This is a genomic window from Candidatus Bandiella woodruffii (genome assembly GCF_034359465.1).
In the GTDB taxonomy this organism is placed as follows: Bacteria; Pseudomonadota; Alphaproteobacteria; order Rickettsiales; family Midichloriaceae; genus NDG2.
The window spans coordinates 951,076-965,741 of sequence record NZ_CP110820.1 but is presented as its reverse complement, the minus strand read 5'-3'; the positions used below and the strand labels follow the sequence as shown (position 1 = coordinate 965,741).

Genomic DNA, 14,666 nt, shown 5'->3' with positions numbered 1-14,666 from the left:
TTTTTGAAATAAAAAGTAAAAATTAAGAATTTTTAACTCCCGATTTTCCGCACTTTGAAATTTTCACTTTTCACTTTTTGCACTGAATTTTCACAGATGCGACAGAACCATATCTTCCTTTCATATACAGCGATACCATAATGATTTCTGCGCCATATTCATGGTTCTTAAAATACTTCATTAATTTTGGGTCTACTTTAAACATTATTACCAGCAACTATTTCTTTCAGAATATCAAAAATTCTTATGTGTTTCAACAGATGCGACAGAACCATACCTTTTGCACCTCAACTTTTTTAACTTGACGGTGCCGTTTTACGGGGTGCAAAATGATTAAAGTGCATTCAATACCTGATAAATTTTAGCTAACTTAGCAATGTTAGTACTGGCAGCCCCTACCAGAACGCCATCTAAAACTTTTATTTTACTTATGTCATAGATATTAGATTCATTAACTGAACCACCATAAAGAAATTGATGTTTTTTAAGCCCGGGAATCACTTTTAAAGTTGAGATAACTTCTTCGATTTGATGTGGCGTAGGTATAATCCCAGTGCCAATTGACCAAATAGGCTCGTATGCGATGATGAACTTTTGCTCTGCTCCCTGTGGCAAAGACTCAATCAATTGATCGATCAAAAACTTAAGATGGTCACCACTGTTCCTAACCTCTATATTTTCCCCAATGCATATAACAGGAACCATACCATATTTTAAGGCAATATCAACTTTTATGGCAACTTCGTCATTATTCTCTCCATAGCGTTCACGCACTTCAGAATGGCCTATTATAGCATAGCTACATCCAATACCTTTTTGCATTGAAGCCGTAATCTCGCCAGTGCCTGATTCCGATGTGGATATATCCTGAGCGCCTACTTTGATGTTGGGATTTTTTATCCCATCAACAAGTACATGCAGAAAAATAGATGGGGGGCATATGACAACTCCATGTGCCCCTAACAGTAGATTATTGACCTGCTCTATCTTGTTTTTTACAGTCGTTAAGTCTTGGATATAAGTTTTCCAATTAGCTATTAGCAGTCTGTTTTCCTTCATCTATGGTTTTTGCAGACGGTTTAGCTTTTTTTGAAAAGACTTTATTTTTATATGCAGATATTTTTTTTACGGCTTTCTTAGCATCGTCGCTTAATTCATCATACGCTTTTCCGGTTTTTTCATAATAAGCATCAACTTCTTTTTTGACTTCTTCGGACAAGTCTTTCACTATCTTTGTATAATCAAACTTTTTATTATCACAATCAGCAGTTTGATCAGATGATGTTGCAGTTGCCCCATTTTGGGCAGTATTTTTATGTTTGTCACATGCAGATACATTAAAATTTAGCACCAATGTTAGGCACAGAGCAGTAGTAAAAAGCAATTTATTCATACTTAACCTAAAAAATGTTTAATATTCCCTATAAGAGTTTTTTTGTCTTAAAGTTATTGTGAAAGAGTATACTGAAAAATTATTTTGTATTCCATGTATTTTTGCGGTTCTGTCGCATCTGTGAAAATTCAGTGCAAAAAGTGAAAAGTGAAAATTTCAAAGTGCGGAAAATCGGGAGTTAAAAATTCTTAATTTTTACTTTTTATTTCAAAAATTAACAGATGCGACAGAACCGGAATAATTAATAGCTCTTTGTTCAAGGTGTCTATCATAAACAATTAATCGGCAATATAAAATGTAAGGCTCTAAAATAAAAGCAGTATACCGTTTTTTAGGTGTATATCTCTTGTAAATCAAGAGTTGACGAAACTTATAGACGACAGAGAACTTGGAAAAGAGCGAGGAATACAAGTGATGAGCATTAGGAGCGTACTATTTATATGTAACCAAATGCGAAGTCCGAAGTATTTTGACGCCAATTTTTCAAGTTATCGGAGTACAACTATGCAGGGGCCTTTTTCATTATGGAATAAAAGTTAAGTGTTTATTATTATTTGGAATCCTGGCGGGATGTATGCTACGATCCCCCAAAAGACTAATGACACGGATTATGAGAAAATCGGCACATATACCACTTATTCCACCAATCGCAAAAAAAACATCTACAAAATCTGAGCATGCAAACCCCGATTGTTATAGCTGGCTTAGAGATGAAGGTTACCCTAAAGTTGAAAATGAAGAAATACTACATTACCTAAAAGAAGAGAATGATTATGCAGAAATGGTACTATCATCAAAAGATGCCCTGATAAAAGATATTTATAATGAAATCAAGGGGAGAATAAAAGAAGACGACAGCACAGTTCCAGTGAAAAAAGGAGAATATTTCTATTATTCTTATATAAAAGAAGGGATGGAATATTGGGTACATGCAAGGAAGTATAAATCTTTAGATGCCAATGAAGAGGTAATTTTAAACGAGAACAAATTGGCTTGCGACCTTGATTATTGCAAAATCATTGGAATAAAAGTTAGCCCAAATCATAAGTTTATGACCTACGCGCTTGATAAACTCGGGAACGAAATGTTTGAGATATATATCAAAAATTTAGAACTAGGTAATTTATTGACAGAAACAATACCCAATACTTTTGGACAGGTAGTATGGCACGAGAATAATCTTGGTTTTTTTTATGTTCCTGCAAGTGAAAATTGGCGTGCAAAGAAAGTCTACTACCACACACTGGGCACAGATTATAAGAATGATCAACTGCTTTATGAGGAAAAAGATGCTACTTACAGCGTTAGTATAGAAAAGACCACCGATAGCAATTATCTTATCATCACCACGCAAAGCAAAGAAGAAAATGAGTGTTACTACATCGACTTAATGCAAGATGATTTTACGTTAAAGTTATTCGCCCCAAGACAAAAATCGCATTTATACTCAATTAGCAGTCATGAGGGCAAATTCTACGTCCTTACAAACGATATGGGAAAAAATTTCAGGATTGCAGCGGTGGACGACCCAGACAAAAAGTGGCTAGATTTCATCCCCTATGCAAAAGAACGGTATATTAGGGACTTTAAATTGTACCAAAATCATATGGTGGTGACAAGTTCAAGCAATAAAAATGGGTTGTTTGATGTGGAGATTGTAGACCTAAGAAGTAACGCATCAAAAAATTTAGCATTTCCTGATAGTAGCTACGATGTGGATGTTGTATTCACGACCCATGAAGCTGAGAGCTTCAGATTCCATTATAGTTCACTTAAAACCCCCAAAATCGTAAAAGAACATTGTTTTGAAAGTGGTGAAGAGTTTGTACTAAAAACTGATGAAATACCCTCAGGGTTTAATTCAGATGAGTACGAAGTCGAAAGATTATATGCCAAATCCAGAGATGGAAAAGCAGTCCCAATATCTTTGATTTACAGAAAAGATAAATTTAAAAAGGATGGAACAAACCAGCTATATCTTTACGGATATGGTTCGTACGGTTATGCTGTCCCACTGATGTTTAGGCGTAGTATATTCTCGTTACTAGACAGAGGTTTTGTCTATGCAATCTCGCATATAAGAGGTGGAGACGACTTAGGGTATGAATGGTATGAATCAGCAAAATTTTTAACCAAAAAAAATACGTTCTATGATTTTATTGATTCTGCAGAATATTTAGCCAAGCAAGGCTACACCAAAGAGGGTGAGATAACCATTGCAGGAGGTAGCGCAGGGGGTATGTTGATAGGTTTCTGCATAAACGATAAACCGGAACTTTTCAAAAATGCGGTTGCTCATGTCCCATTCGTGGATGTTTTAAACACAATGCTTGATGCTAATTTGCCGCTTACCCCTGGTGAATTTAAAGAATGGGGTAACCCTATGGAGAAGGAATTTTATGATTATATCAAGTCATATTCTCCATACGATAATGTAAAAAAGCAAAAGTATCCAAATCTATTTGTGACTGCAGGACTAAGTGACCCAAGAGTCACATACTGGGAACCAGCGAAATGGGTTGCGAAATTAAGGGCAGACAAAACAGACGATAATATAATCGTGCTAATCACCAACATGGACGCAGGGCACGCTGGCAAGTCTGGTAGATATTCATACTTATGGGAGATAGCAAAAGAATATGCGTTTTTGATCTGAATAAAATAATGCAGAGTGTTAGCCAAAGATAGATATAAAATTGCCCTGCTCACTTAGGAAATTATTGTTATCCTCAAAATGTACCCAGAGCGGCACCGTCAAGTTAATGGACCGCTCTATCTCAGCCCATAAGGGACTTGAACCCTTTGCTCTTACCTCATGCCCGGCGCACATTTACTATTTTTTCCCTCTTCTCTCAATACCTTTTGCACCTCAACTTTTTTAACTTGACGGTGCCGGTACGATGTTAATTACATAATTGACCATGCCCAAGAATTGGGCATGAGAGTTGTTATTCCTCCTAAAAAGAACAGAATCACCCAGAGAAAATACAATAAAGATTTATATAAAATGGTTCTGTCGCATCTGTGAAAATTCAGTGCAAAAAGTGAAAAGTGAAAATTTCAAAGTGCGGAAAATCGGGAGTTAAAAATTCTTAATTTTTACTTTTTATTTCAAAAATTAACAGATGCGACAGAACCGATATGCTTGCTAGATTAAATCGCAAGACTAAACGCTTTAGCAAGTGTTCTGAAATGCTAAGATTATCCCTTGTTTTATTTTTTAACAAAGCTTTAGCTCTTTCTATCTATTTATGAACACTCCCTGAATTTTTAGCATATCTGGTTGCAATTCCCCTCCATCTTTTAAGATGAAGAAAGGTGTTTTCTACAATATGCCTTATTTTATAGGTTCTGTCGCATCTGTTAATTTTTGAAATAAAAAGTAAAAATTAAGAATTTTTAACTCCCGATTTTCCGCACTTTGAAATTTTCACTTTTCACTTTTTGCACTGAATTTTCACAGATGCGACAGAACCAGTTGGTTCAGCATAGATCATCTGACGATGGAAAATATTATGAGATATATAGGGCTAAAGCTAGAAAATCAGGGGCTAACTATGTAAGAGCCGCGGGGCATGGCGTTCTAGATGTGATGACATTAGGTTTATGGGAAGTAGCTGGCACACCGGTTGAGGGGGCACTCTCAAATAATAGAGGCTTTATTGTTGCACAAATCATGTATTCGCACAAAGATAGCGATGTTTTTGAAAATTTTACTATTTATGACGCTAACGGTCAAAAAGTTCAATAGAAGATCACATAGTTAAAACAGTATAAAATTCCAAGACTATAAATTGCGCTTTTCGCATGCAAGCCATTCAAGCATATAAGACAATTTAAGAATGAAGATAGGCTGTATATTGAATTTATACCATGCTTTTTTTACCAATTGAAATACTATTGATTATATTGTACAATGCCAGTATTAACTTTTTAATTAAAATGTAAGAATCATGTTAGATTATACAAATTACGCTGGAACCACAACTCAAAGATCTGGGTATGACGAAGGACTCAGAACATATATGATATCAGTGTTTCAAAACATGGGGGTTGCACTTGCAATTACGGCAATTATTTCTATGCTTGTTGCTTCGTCCCCAAGTTTAATGCAAGTGTTATTTGGAACACCGCTTCAGTGGGTCGTGGTATTGGCTCCTCTGGGGATGGTATTCTTTATGAGTGCTAAAATTATGACAATGTCTGTGCAATCTGCAAGGGTTTCATTATGGGTGTTTTCGGGACTGATGGGGGTTTCTCTTTCATCCATATTTTATGTATATACTCAGGAAAGTATAGCTAAAGTTTTCTTTATCACGGCTTCTCTTTTCGGTGCTATGGCAATTTATGGGCATAGCACAAAAAAAGACTTGTCCGGCATGGGTTCATTCCTAATAATGGGACTGATGGGTTTAGTTATTGCAAGTCTTGCTAATCTATTTTTTCAAAGTTCCGCTTTGGGAAATGTTTTATCTTATGTAGGAGTTGTGATATTCACGTTACTCACAGCATATGACGTACAGAAGCTGAAAGTTATATACTATAACGTGGGGGTAAACTCAGACGACGTTGCACAGAGGATATCTGTATACGGGGCTCTGAACCTATATATGGATTTTATTAACCTATTCCTTTTCTTGCTAAGAATCTTTGGAACTAGGAGAGATTAATCCAACCCCTAGCTCTTTAAGTTGCAAAATGGCATCAGTGAACTTGCATTAAAAGTTAGTGCTTTTTCTGGTGCTGTTTTTTTAAATTATAATATTGTATTTGCGTATCAAAATTGAAAGAAGAGATGTCTAAAATAGATACTGTTTCAGTATCAATTGAAAATGAGATGCAGAGTGCTTACTTAGATTACGCTATGAGCGTTATTGTAAGCCGTGCTTTGCCTGATTGTCGAGATGGTTTGAAGCCTGTACACAGGAGAATATTATATGCCATGAACGATACTGGTAACCTGCATGACAAACCATACAGGAAATCAGCAAGGGTTGTCGGCGAAGTGATGGGTAAGTACCATCCGCACGGCGATAGCTCCATTTATTCTGCTTTGGTTAGAATGGCGCAAGATTTTTCTTTGAGGTTGCCACTTATTGATGGGCAAGGTAACTTTGGCTCCATAGATGGTGACTCACCAGCTCAAATGAGGTATACCGAAGTTAGGATGGCGAAGGCCGCCAGCTTTATACTACAAGATATCGATAAAGACACCGTTGATTTTCAAGATAACTACGATGGTTCTGAAAGTGAGCCAAAGGTTCTTCCATCTAGGTATCCTAACTTACTTGTTAACGGGGCAAATGGTATAGCAGTTGGAATGGCAACAAGCATTCCGACACATAATTTGGGCGAGGTAATAGACGCGTGTTGTGCGTTGATGGATGATCCTGAAATTTCAGATCAACGACTGGTTGAGCTCATTCCTGCACCTGATTTCCCAACAGGTGCTGAAATAATAAATGGTGAGAACGCAAAACTCGCGTTATTAAGGGGTAGAGGCAGTATTGTTATTAGAGGGAAGGTTGAGATTGAGGAAAAGGCTGGCAAAGAATCAATTATTGTTACTGAAATCCCATATCAAGTTAATAAAGCAGAAATGCTCAAAGCTATGGAGCATCTTGTCAGAGAGAAGATCATAGAAGGAATTTCGGAAATAAGAGATGAGACAAACAAACTGGGGGTTAGGGTTGTTATAGACCTAAAACGCGAAGCGAATCCAGAAGTGGTGTTGAATCAACTATACCAAAATACGCAATTGCAAACCAGCTTCAGCGTAAACATGCTTGCATTAAACCATGGCAAACCTCAAATTATGGGGCTAAGGAACGTTCTAAATTTTTTCATAGAGTTTAGAAGAGAGATTGTTAGACGTCGTACATCATTTTTACTTAATAAGGCAAGAACTAGGGCACATTTGTTGATAGGTCTTGCAATAGCAGTTACAAATATAGACGAGATAATAGCGCTGATCAAATCATCTGCTGACACTCAATCCGCTAAAATTGCGCTGATGGATCGAGAATGGATGGCGCAGGAGATAGTCCCCTTGCTTACTTTGGTGGCGGATCGTGGAAATAAAGTGGAAAACGGCAAATGTTTCTTGACAGAAGAACAAGCTAAAGCGATTTTAGAGATGAGGCTTCAACGTTTGACCGCTTTGGAGAAAGAAAAGATTGACTCAGAACTAAATGATTTAGCGCAGATTATTCAAGAATATTTGGAATTGCTGTTTTCGGACCAAAAATTGATGGCGCTCATCAAAGAAGAGTTATTGAATATAAAATCTGAAATTGCTACTCCAAGAAGGACGGTTATAAAAAATGAAGACCTGAATGTTTCTGATGAAGACTTAATTCAAAAAGAAGATATGGTCGTTACATTGACTAAAACTGGCTTCATTAAGAGGGTACCTCTAAGTGTTTATAGGGCACAAAAACGTGGAGGGAAAGGAAGGTCTGCAATGACAATGTATGAGGATGATATTATCAGCGAGCTGCTTGTCACCAATACTCATGTGCCATTGCTGTTTTTCTCCAAGTTTGGGAAAGTATACCAATTAAAGGTTTATAAGTTGCCTATAGCAAGCCCACAGTCAAAAGGAAGGGCTGTTGTTAACCTCTTACCTTTAGATTCGAATGACAGTATTGCAAGTATTATGCCAATGCCTGAAAATTCCGAAGATTGGAGCAAGCTTAATATAATTTTTGCAACTGCAAAAGGAAACGCCAGAAGAAACAGCTTAAATGATTTTTTAAACATCCAAGCAAATGGAAAAATAGCTATTCGCCTTGAAGAGGACGACAGCCTTATTGGGGTTTCTGCATGTAACGATGATGCGCATATATTGCTTGCAACAAAGAAAGGGAAAGCTGTAAGGTTCCCTGTCAATGCTTTAAGGGTGTTTAAAAGCAGATCATCAGATGGAGTAAAGGCGGTAAAATTAGCCGATGAATCAGATGTTGTGATTTCTATGTCTATATTGATGTCCGGAGAGCTTGATATATTACAAAGAGATGAGTATTTGAAAATTCCTTTGCAAACAAGATTAAAGCTTGCATTACAGCAAATTAATAACGAACGACAACAACAGTTGGATTTAAGTGTGAACGGACTTAACGTTCAAAAAGCTGCTCAAGAGGAGCAGTTCATTCTTAGTGTCACCGAAAATGGCTTTGGAAAAAGAACATCTGCATATGAGTATAGAGTAACAAATCGTAATAGCCAGGGCGTGCTTAATATAGATGTTGGCAACAGGAATGGTTTTGTAATCGCTTCTTTTTCTGTAAACGATGATGATCAGATTATGGTAATGACCAATTTAGGCACGATTATTAGAACCGATGTCAGTAGCATTAGAGTTACTGGTAGAAATGCCAAAGGTGTTAAGATCATTGATCTGAACAACGATGAAAAAGTTGTTTCGATCTCTAAAATATCGTCAGAGGACAAGGAAGAAGATGAAGGATAAAAAAATACTGATTTGTTTACTTGCTGTTATTTTTAACGTCTTAATTGCTTGCACTTCTTATGCAAAAATAGAGGTCAACATAGATGATGGTGTTTTTGAACCATTCCCAATTGCTATAGCGGAATTTGAGGGTAATAGTCTGGATTCTATACAATATGGGATCAAACTAAGAACCGTGCTAGTCAATGATTTAGAAAAGTCAGGGTTATTCAGAGTTATTGACAATGACGCATTTTTAGAAGCTCCATCCAACATTAAAACTCCGGTCTTCGCAAATTGGCGTACTATTAATGCCAATATGTTAGTGGTTGCTAATGTCCAAATTAGCAAGGAGACAAATAAAATAGAGGTTAGCTATAAGTTATGGGATCCTTTCAAAGAAAAGTTGGTTGATAACAGGGCTAAGACATTAAAGATCGACCTAGATTCCTGGAGAAGGGTTGCTCATCGGATCGCCAACAATGTTTACAGAGAATTTTTAGGTGTTAATGGTTATTTTGATTCTATGATTACGTTCGTTTCAGAAAAGGGTGTTGGGAAACGTAAAACTAAAAGGCTTGCAATAATGGATCAGGACGGTGCCAATCTTAGATTCCTAACAGATGGAAAAAAGTTAGTGTTATCGCCAAGATTTGACCCTAAGTCTCACAGGATCATATATATGAGTTTTGAGCATAAATATCAGCCAGCAAAAGTATACATTCTGAATCTGGAAACCGGAAGGCATGAATTGGTGGGCGATATGCCTGGTATGTCGTTTGCCCCCCACTTTGCACCGGATGGAAACTACGCAATCATGTCTTTGGCAAGGAAAGGTACAACGAATATTTATGAAGTGCATTTAACCAACGGCGCAAAGAAAAAACTCACGCATGGTGTTGGTACGATTGATACTTCTCCCTCATATTCGCCGGATGGCAAATATATAGTGTTTAACTCGGATAGAAGTGGCCCAGCAGCTCAAATCTATATAATGGATAGGGACGGGGGAAATGTAAGAAAGATCAGTAGCGCAGATGGACGATATTATACGCCAGTTTGGTCTCCTGATGGGCAATGGGTTGCGTTTACTAAAATATTATCTGGAAGTTTTTATATAGGCATAATGAGGCCTGATGGTACTGATGAAAGGCTACTTACCAGCAGTTGGTTGGAAGAAAGCCCTTCTTGGGCCCCCAATAGCAGAACTATTATTTTTGGAAGGCAAAATAGAGACGGGAGCAACAGGCTTTACGCCATTGATGTTGATGGATACAATGAAAGGTTGATTGACTCTTCCACTGAAGCATCGGAGCCCTCTTGGTCAGCTCATCTGAGATAAAATTAAACATAACATGGCCTTTATAGAATTAAAGACTTTAGGGAGCCTTATCAGAGTAACTATAAGGGAAAGCCATAGGGTCAGGCGCATATCTGTTTGTGTAGATCACAAAGGTGGCGTAGAACTGATCATTCCCTACGGAGCACCTAAAACCAAAGCTTATGAATTTTTGCTTCAGAAGGAGCGCTGGATTAGGGAGAAATTGACGAAAATAAATTTAGCTAAGTTCGAAGATTTACCCGAAGCAATATTTCTTTTGGGAAAGTCACACCGTATCAAGTACATTGATCTTGGCAATAATTTTGACGTTCTTATAAAAGACGGGCTCATAACCGTGCACTCGCCTAAAGATAATGCTGCAAATGTTTTGCGACATTATTTGCAACAATATGCTCTAATATCAATTAAAGAAATTGCAGAGACTTTGGCAAAAGAGCATTATTTTAAATACGCAAAAATTTCAGTAAAAGAATTAAAAAGCAGATGGGGAAGTTGCTCTTCGATAGGTAACCTAGCTTTCAACTGGAGAATTATCTTTGCCCCTCAACAAATCTTGCATTACTTGGTAACCCATGAACTATGCCATCTAAAAGAGATGAACCACAGTAATAAATTTTGGACTCTGGTTGAGAAAATTCATCCAGAGTATAAGGCATCGGTACGATGGCTTAAAACCCATGGGCATGAATTATACCATATTTTATAATATCCTTTGCCCTCCTTAGTTTACTAGAGATAGCTTTAGTGTGTATTGCGAGAGATATTCAAGAGCGCTGCAAAGAGGCCAAATACAGTAAATAGGAATAGAAACAGAGGTGAAGTCCCCATGGATTTATCTGAATGATACCCCAAAAAAGCCCCAATAAAAATTCCAGCCAGCAACTCTGCAACAATGATGATCCCATCGTTTCGTTTTTTGTGGGAAGGTCTTTTAGGAGCAACTTGCGATTTTAGTTCTTCTAGTTTTATCTTTAATCTACTTTTTTCCATTTATACACCAGTTACATTCAAGCCTTACAAAAAGTCATTATAAATTCAGTATACTCCCCATATTCAGAGTTACATTTTATAGTCCCACCCATTTTTTCCATCACTCTTTTGCAGAAATGTAGCCCTATACCAAACTTACCTTTTGTAAAATCAGTGTCAAATATCTTGCCAATATCCTCCCTTTTTACTCCAATCCCTAAATCTTTAAAATGCAAGCAGTTACTTTGTGCCCAGATATAAATTTTAGCACCCGGCCCTGCATGGTAGAATGTATTTTTTATTAAATTGAAGATTATGTGCTTAAACAAATGCTTAGAACCTTTAAAATCAAAGTCATGTTCTTTGTTAAAGTGGATCATTTCTTTTTGTTCTTCTGTTAAATAAAGCTCATCTAAAGCCGATTCTATGCAGTTAATGATCGAGTAGGCACCGTCAAGTTAAAAAAGTTGAGGTGCAAAAGGGCACCGTCAAGTTAATGGAGGTAAGGGCGTGACAGAGCATCTTTTTGAAAATTATGCAGCAGCTATGGATTGAGCGGCGTGATCCCAAATAGATTTAGCTTCAAAAAACATTTCTTTTTGCTTGCTAGAACTGTTAATATACCTGCCCACATCTACTGAAAATATGTTCCTTATTTTTCCCATCAAAGAAAGAGTTTGCTGTACCCCAGAAGGAGATTTGAATTTTATTAGGCATTTCTCTTTCCTGCGTGTTGGTTGGTGTGCATTTTCAACCCTATTATTTAATCCTTTATGGCGCCTATGCTCTGTTTTAGGGCACATTTCTTTTATAGGTTTGGTATAGCTTTTTAATTTATCTGTCACGATTACTCTGGGTACTGGATTTGATTGTAATAATCTTGATAAAAACCTTATCGCAGACTTTTTATTACGTCTGGTCTGTAGGAAGACATCTATCTCATATCCATCTTCATCTACAGCTCTCCACAAAATAAAATATTTACCGTTAATTTTAATGCTCATCTCATCCAAATGCCATTTATCCTTTGCTTTCCTCTACTTCTTCTTGATTATATCTAAAAACCTTTTTCCAAATTTAATACACCATGCTCTTATCGTTTCATGGCTTACTTCTATACCCCTGTATAACAACTCTTCTGCTACGTCTCTATAACTCAAATTAAATCTGTGGTACAACCAAACTGCATGTCCTATTATCACCATTGGATATCTGTATCTGCTCGCTCTTTCTTCCATTGTTTTTCTATTATTTTTTATTTTGCTCCAATTTACTATTTTTTCCCTCTTCTCTCAATACCTTTTGCACCTCAACTTTTTTAACTTGACGGTGCCCCGGCGCACACACCTTTCTTCATCTTAAAAGATGGAGGGGAATTGCAACCAGATATGCTAAAAATTCAGCTTCTTTTCTTGCCGCAATTCAGATTAGATGTTTATCTCTTTGGCTTAAAATCTCATGACGACATTATCTAAAAAAGAGGAACAAAATATCATTTTTGATAAGCGAAGTCCAGGGGAGGGCAAAAGTGAGTATACTTCTGGTAATTTAAGATTGGTATGATGAATGGTGTAAAAAGCCAGGCCGCAACTCCTGATAAATGCGTGGCTTGAGCTAAAGCGCCCCCTCGCAGCCTGGGAGTTCATTCCGCCACGTTTCCAATTTTTCAAGTTATCGGAGTATATACCTCTTATAAATTTTGCCAATGTTTAATTATTGGAGTATGTGCTTGTCATATTCTTCCGATTGCATTTCATATATGCGAGAAATAGTTCTCTGAAACTCATTCCTATGGATATCTCCCAAATATAAATCTTCCAGTGGTGCTTCTGCAGTAAAAACCCCCATAATTCGATTATCATACATGCAGTCAACTAACGTAATAAATCTTAATATTTGATTGTGGTCTTCAAATCTCAATTGGGGTATATTTGTTATGATAATCATGTCAAAACTTCTGCATAACGCGAGATAATCTGCTGCACCTAAAGCTTCAACGCATAACTCCTCAAATGTAAATCTTGCAACAACACCGCAGCTGTTTTTAACCTCGAACAACCTGTTTGAAGTGACTTGAATGGTGGTCTTTTCAAATTTGCCACTACCAACTAAATCATTGATTATGGTAGTCAATTTACTCTCGCTATTAATTAGCGGATAAATGAATAAATTTTTGTGTGCCTTAAGTTTTTCTCTTCTATAGTCTCTGGGACTGGACAAGTTGTAAACATTTAGGTTTTCCTGGATGAAGTTTATGAATGGCAGGATGTATTCTCTCTTTAAACCATCTTTATATATTTCCGCAGGCTTCGTATTGGAGGTAAGGAATATATACATCCCTGAGTCCATTAAAATGGTAAACAGCCTAGATAATAGCATGGCATCTGCAATGTTGTTGATTTGGAATTCGTCTAAATACAAAACGCGATACTTTGCTATTAGCATATTTGTTAAATTTTTGAGGGCATGGTCTTCACTGGGATTTTGCTGTATCTCGCTATGACAATCCAGCATAAATTGGTGGAAGTGTTGTTTATACTTCTGTTCGATACTTAAGCTGTCAAAAAATAAACTGCTGATAAACGTTTTACCTCTCCCCACATCTCCCCAAATATATACCCCTTTTTTCACAACTGGGCCTAAAAATATTGATAGCAAACGGTTCGACTGAACTTTTTTTTGATAGCCAGATAATAAATCAATCAAGCCCAATTGAGCCAAATCTTTTGTATACCCATTTTCTCTGATATATTTATCGTAACACTGTTTTAACATCAGGACATGAACATTCCGCCATTTACGCTTAATGTATGCCCAGTGATGTATGAACTTTCATCTGCTGCCAAAAACAACACCGCATTGGCTATATCTTGAGGTGTTCCAATCCTTCTGATTGGGATGTGATTTATAATTGAGGTTTTTATTTCTTCGCTTAATACTTGAGTCATTGGTGTATCTATATACCCAGGTGCAACACAATTTAACGTTATACCACGTGCTGCAACTTCTAACGCTAATGATTTTGTCATTCCAATCATCCCGGCTTTACTTGCTGCATAATTAGATTGACCCGCATTGCCTGTTAATCCTATCACAGAAGAGATGTTCACAATCTTGCCATATTTTCTTTTCAGCATCGATTTTATAGCTTCTCGGTTTAACTTAAAAGTTGTTGTTAAATTAAGGTTAATCACACGATCCCAATCTTCATTCTTAAGCCTTATAGCTAAGCTATCTTTTGTCACCCCAGCATTACATACTAAAATATCCAAAGCTCCAAATTCTTTTTCAACACCCTCTATTAAAGAACTAAGCTGTAGTTCATCAGTAAAATCACAAACCATAGGATGTAGGCTGTCACCCAATTCCTTTTGTAAATTTTGTAGGCTTTCCTGATTTCTTCCAATCGCGGCGACTTTAGCACCCTGTGCACAAAGCGTCTTTACAATTGCTTGACCTATGCCACCGGTTGCTCCGGTGACTAGTGCTAATTTGTTTTGCAACTTAAACAT

The 14,666-nt window shown here is 37.0% G+C and carries 15 protein-coding genes and 3 pseudogenes; 7 read left to right on the top strand and 11 right to left on the bottom strand.

The genetic code is table 11. The features are described from left to right. Nucleotides 1-70: 70 nt before the first annotated feature. The 3 genes from Bandiella_RS05865 to Bandiella_RS05855 all read right to left on the bottom strand — a co-directional run bounded on the left by Bandiella_RS05865 (nucleotide 71) and on the right by Bandiella_RS05855 (nucleotide 1,393). On the bottom strand, nucleotides 71-205 hold the full coding sequence (locus Bandiella_RS05865; RefSeq protein WP_323732769.1) for a hypothetical protein: 135 nt from the start codon (nucleotides 203-205) through the stop codon (nucleotides 71-73). A gap of 128 nt (nucleotides 206-333) precedes the next feature. Next, entirely contained in the window at nucleotides 334-1,059 is a 726-nt protein-coding gene (locus Bandiella_RS05860; protein WP_323732768.1) for a triose-phosphate isomerase family protein, read from the bottom strand. Beyond that, nucleotides 1,031-1,393, bottom strand: coding sequence for a hypothetical protein (locus tag Bandiella_RS05855; RefSeq protein ID WP_323732767.1), 363 nt, complete (start codon nucleotides 1,391-1,393; stop codon nucleotides 1,031-1,033). The genes Bandiella_RS05860 and Bandiella_RS05855 overlap by 29 nt, the downstream gene beginning before the upstream one ends. A gap of 469 nt (nucleotides 1,394-1,862) precedes the next feature. Here Bandiella_RS05855 and Bandiella_RS05850 point away from each other — a divergent pair, with 469 nt between their 5' ends. Next, complete coding sequence (locus Bandiella_RS05850) at nucleotides 1,863-4,049, top strand: S9 family peptidase (protein ID WP_323732766.1); 2,187 nt, start codon at nucleotides 1,863-1,865, stop codon at nucleotides 4,047-4,049. A gap of 18 nt (nucleotides 4,050-4,067) precedes the next feature. On the opposite strand, the gene Bandiella_RS05845 is transcribed toward Bandiella_RS05850, so the two are convergent. Together Bandiella_RS05845 and Bandiella_RS05840 are read right to left on the bottom strand one after the other, a co-directional pair. Then, nucleotides 4,068-4,223, bottom strand: coding sequence for a hypothetical protein (locus tag Bandiella_RS05845; RefSeq protein ID WP_323732765.1), 156 nt, complete (start codon nucleotides 4,221-4,223; stop codon nucleotides 4,068-4,070). 415 nt (nucleotides 4,224-4,638) lie between these two features. Continuing rightward, nucleotides 4,639-4,740 (bottom strand): annotated as a pseudogene (locus tag Bandiella_RS05840) (IS5/IS1182 family transposase); the annotation flags it as partial. 116 nt (nucleotides 4,741-4,856) lie between these two features. On the opposite strand from Bandiella_RS05840, the gene Bandiella_RS05835 reads away from it, so the two are divergent. The 5 genes from Bandiella_RS05835 to Bandiella_RS05815 all read left to right on the top strand — a co-directional run bounded on the left by Bandiella_RS05835 (nucleotide 4,857) and on the right by Bandiella_RS05815 (nucleotide 10,891). Continuing rightward, complete coding sequence (locus Bandiella_RS05835) at nucleotides 4,857-5,144, top strand: hypothetical protein (protein ID WP_323732764.1); 288 nt, start codon at nucleotides 4,857-4,859, stop codon at nucleotides 5,142-5,144. Nucleotides 5,145-5,346: 202 nt separating this feature from the next. Beyond that, entirely contained in the window at nucleotides 5,347-6,063 is a 717-nt protein-coding gene (locus tag Bandiella_RS05830; RefSeq protein ID WP_323732763.1) for a Bax inhibitor-1/YccA family protein, read from the top strand. A gap of 125 nt (nucleotides 6,064-6,188) precedes the next feature. After that, nucleotides 6,189-8,864 (top strand): DNA gyrase subunit A, encoded by a 2,676-nt coding sequence (gene gyrA, locus Bandiella_RS05825; protein ID WP_323732762.1) that lies wholly within the window; start codon nucleotides 6,189-6,191, stop codon nucleotides 8,862-8,864. Beyond that, complete coding sequence (gene tolB, locus Bandiella_RS05820) at nucleotides 8,854-10,185, top strand: Tol-Pal system beta propeller repeat protein TolB (protein WP_323732761.1); 1,332 nt, start codon at nucleotides 8,854-8,856, stop codon at nucleotides 10,183-10,185. Before gyrA ends, tolB begins: the two co-directional genes overlap by 11 nt. A gap of 13 nt (nucleotides 10,186-10,198) precedes the next feature. After that, the gene (locus tag Bandiella_RS05815) at nucleotides 10,199-10,891 is read left to right on the top strand and encodes a M48 family metallopeptidase (protein WP_323732760.1); all 693 of its coding nucleotides are present in this window, start codon (nucleotides 10,199-10,201) and stop codon (nucleotides 10,889-10,891) included. 35 nt (nucleotides 10,892-10,926) lie between these two features. Here the strand turns inward: Bandiella_RS05815 and Bandiella_RS05810 are convergent, their stop codons facing one another. From Bandiella_RS05810 to Bandiella_RS05795, 4 genes and pseudogenes are all read right to left on the bottom strand, one after another. Next, on the bottom strand, nucleotides 10,927-11,175 hold the full coding sequence (locus Bandiella_RS05810) for an AtpZ/AtpI family protein (RefSeq protein ID WP_323732759.1): 249 nt from the start codon (nucleotides 11,173-11,175) through the stop codon (nucleotides 10,927-10,929). A gap of 17 nt (nucleotides 11,176-11,192) precedes the next feature. Beyond that, entirely contained in the window at nucleotides 11,193-11,534 is a 342-nt protein-coding gene (locus tag Bandiella_RS05805) for an ATP-binding protein (RefSeq protein ID WP_323732758.1), read from the bottom strand. A gap of 153 nt (nucleotides 11,535-11,687) precedes the next feature. Next, a pseudogene (locus tag Bandiella_RS05800) lies at nucleotides 11,688-12,173 on the bottom strand (IS6 family transposase); the annotation flags it as partial. An 18-nt stretch (nucleotides 12,174-12,191) separates the two neighbouring features. Further along, complete coding sequence (locus Bandiella_RS05795) at nucleotides 12,192-12,392, bottom strand: hypothetical protein (protein ID WP_323732757.1); 201 nt, start codon at nucleotides 12,390-12,392, stop codon at nucleotides 12,192-12,194. 104 nt (nucleotides 12,393-12,496) lie between these two features. Here Bandiella_RS05795 and Bandiella_RS05790 point away from each other — a divergent pair. Beyond that, a pseudogene (locus Bandiella_RS05790) lies at nucleotides 12,497-12,616 on the top strand (IS5/IS1182 family transposase); the annotation flags it as partial. 251 nt (nucleotides 12,617-12,867) lie between these two features. Here Bandiella_RS05790 and zapE read toward each other — a convergent pair. Both zapE and fabG read right to left on the bottom strand, forming a co-directional pair. Further along, complete coding sequence (zapE, locus tag Bandiella_RS05785) at nucleotides 12,868-13,929, bottom strand: cell division protein ZapE (RefSeq protein WP_323732756.1); 1,062 nt, start codon at nucleotides 13,927-13,929, stop codon at nucleotides 12,868-12,870. Next, nucleotides 13,929-14,666 carry a 3-oxoacyl-[acyl-carrier-protein] reductase gene (gene fabG / locus Bandiella_RS05780; protein ID WP_323732755.1) on the bottom strand — a complete coding sequence of 246 codons (738 nt, stop codon included), beginning with the start codon at nucleotides 14,664-14,666 and terminating at the stop codon, nucleotides 13,929-13,931. Before fabG ends, zapE begins: the two co-directional genes overlap by 1 nt.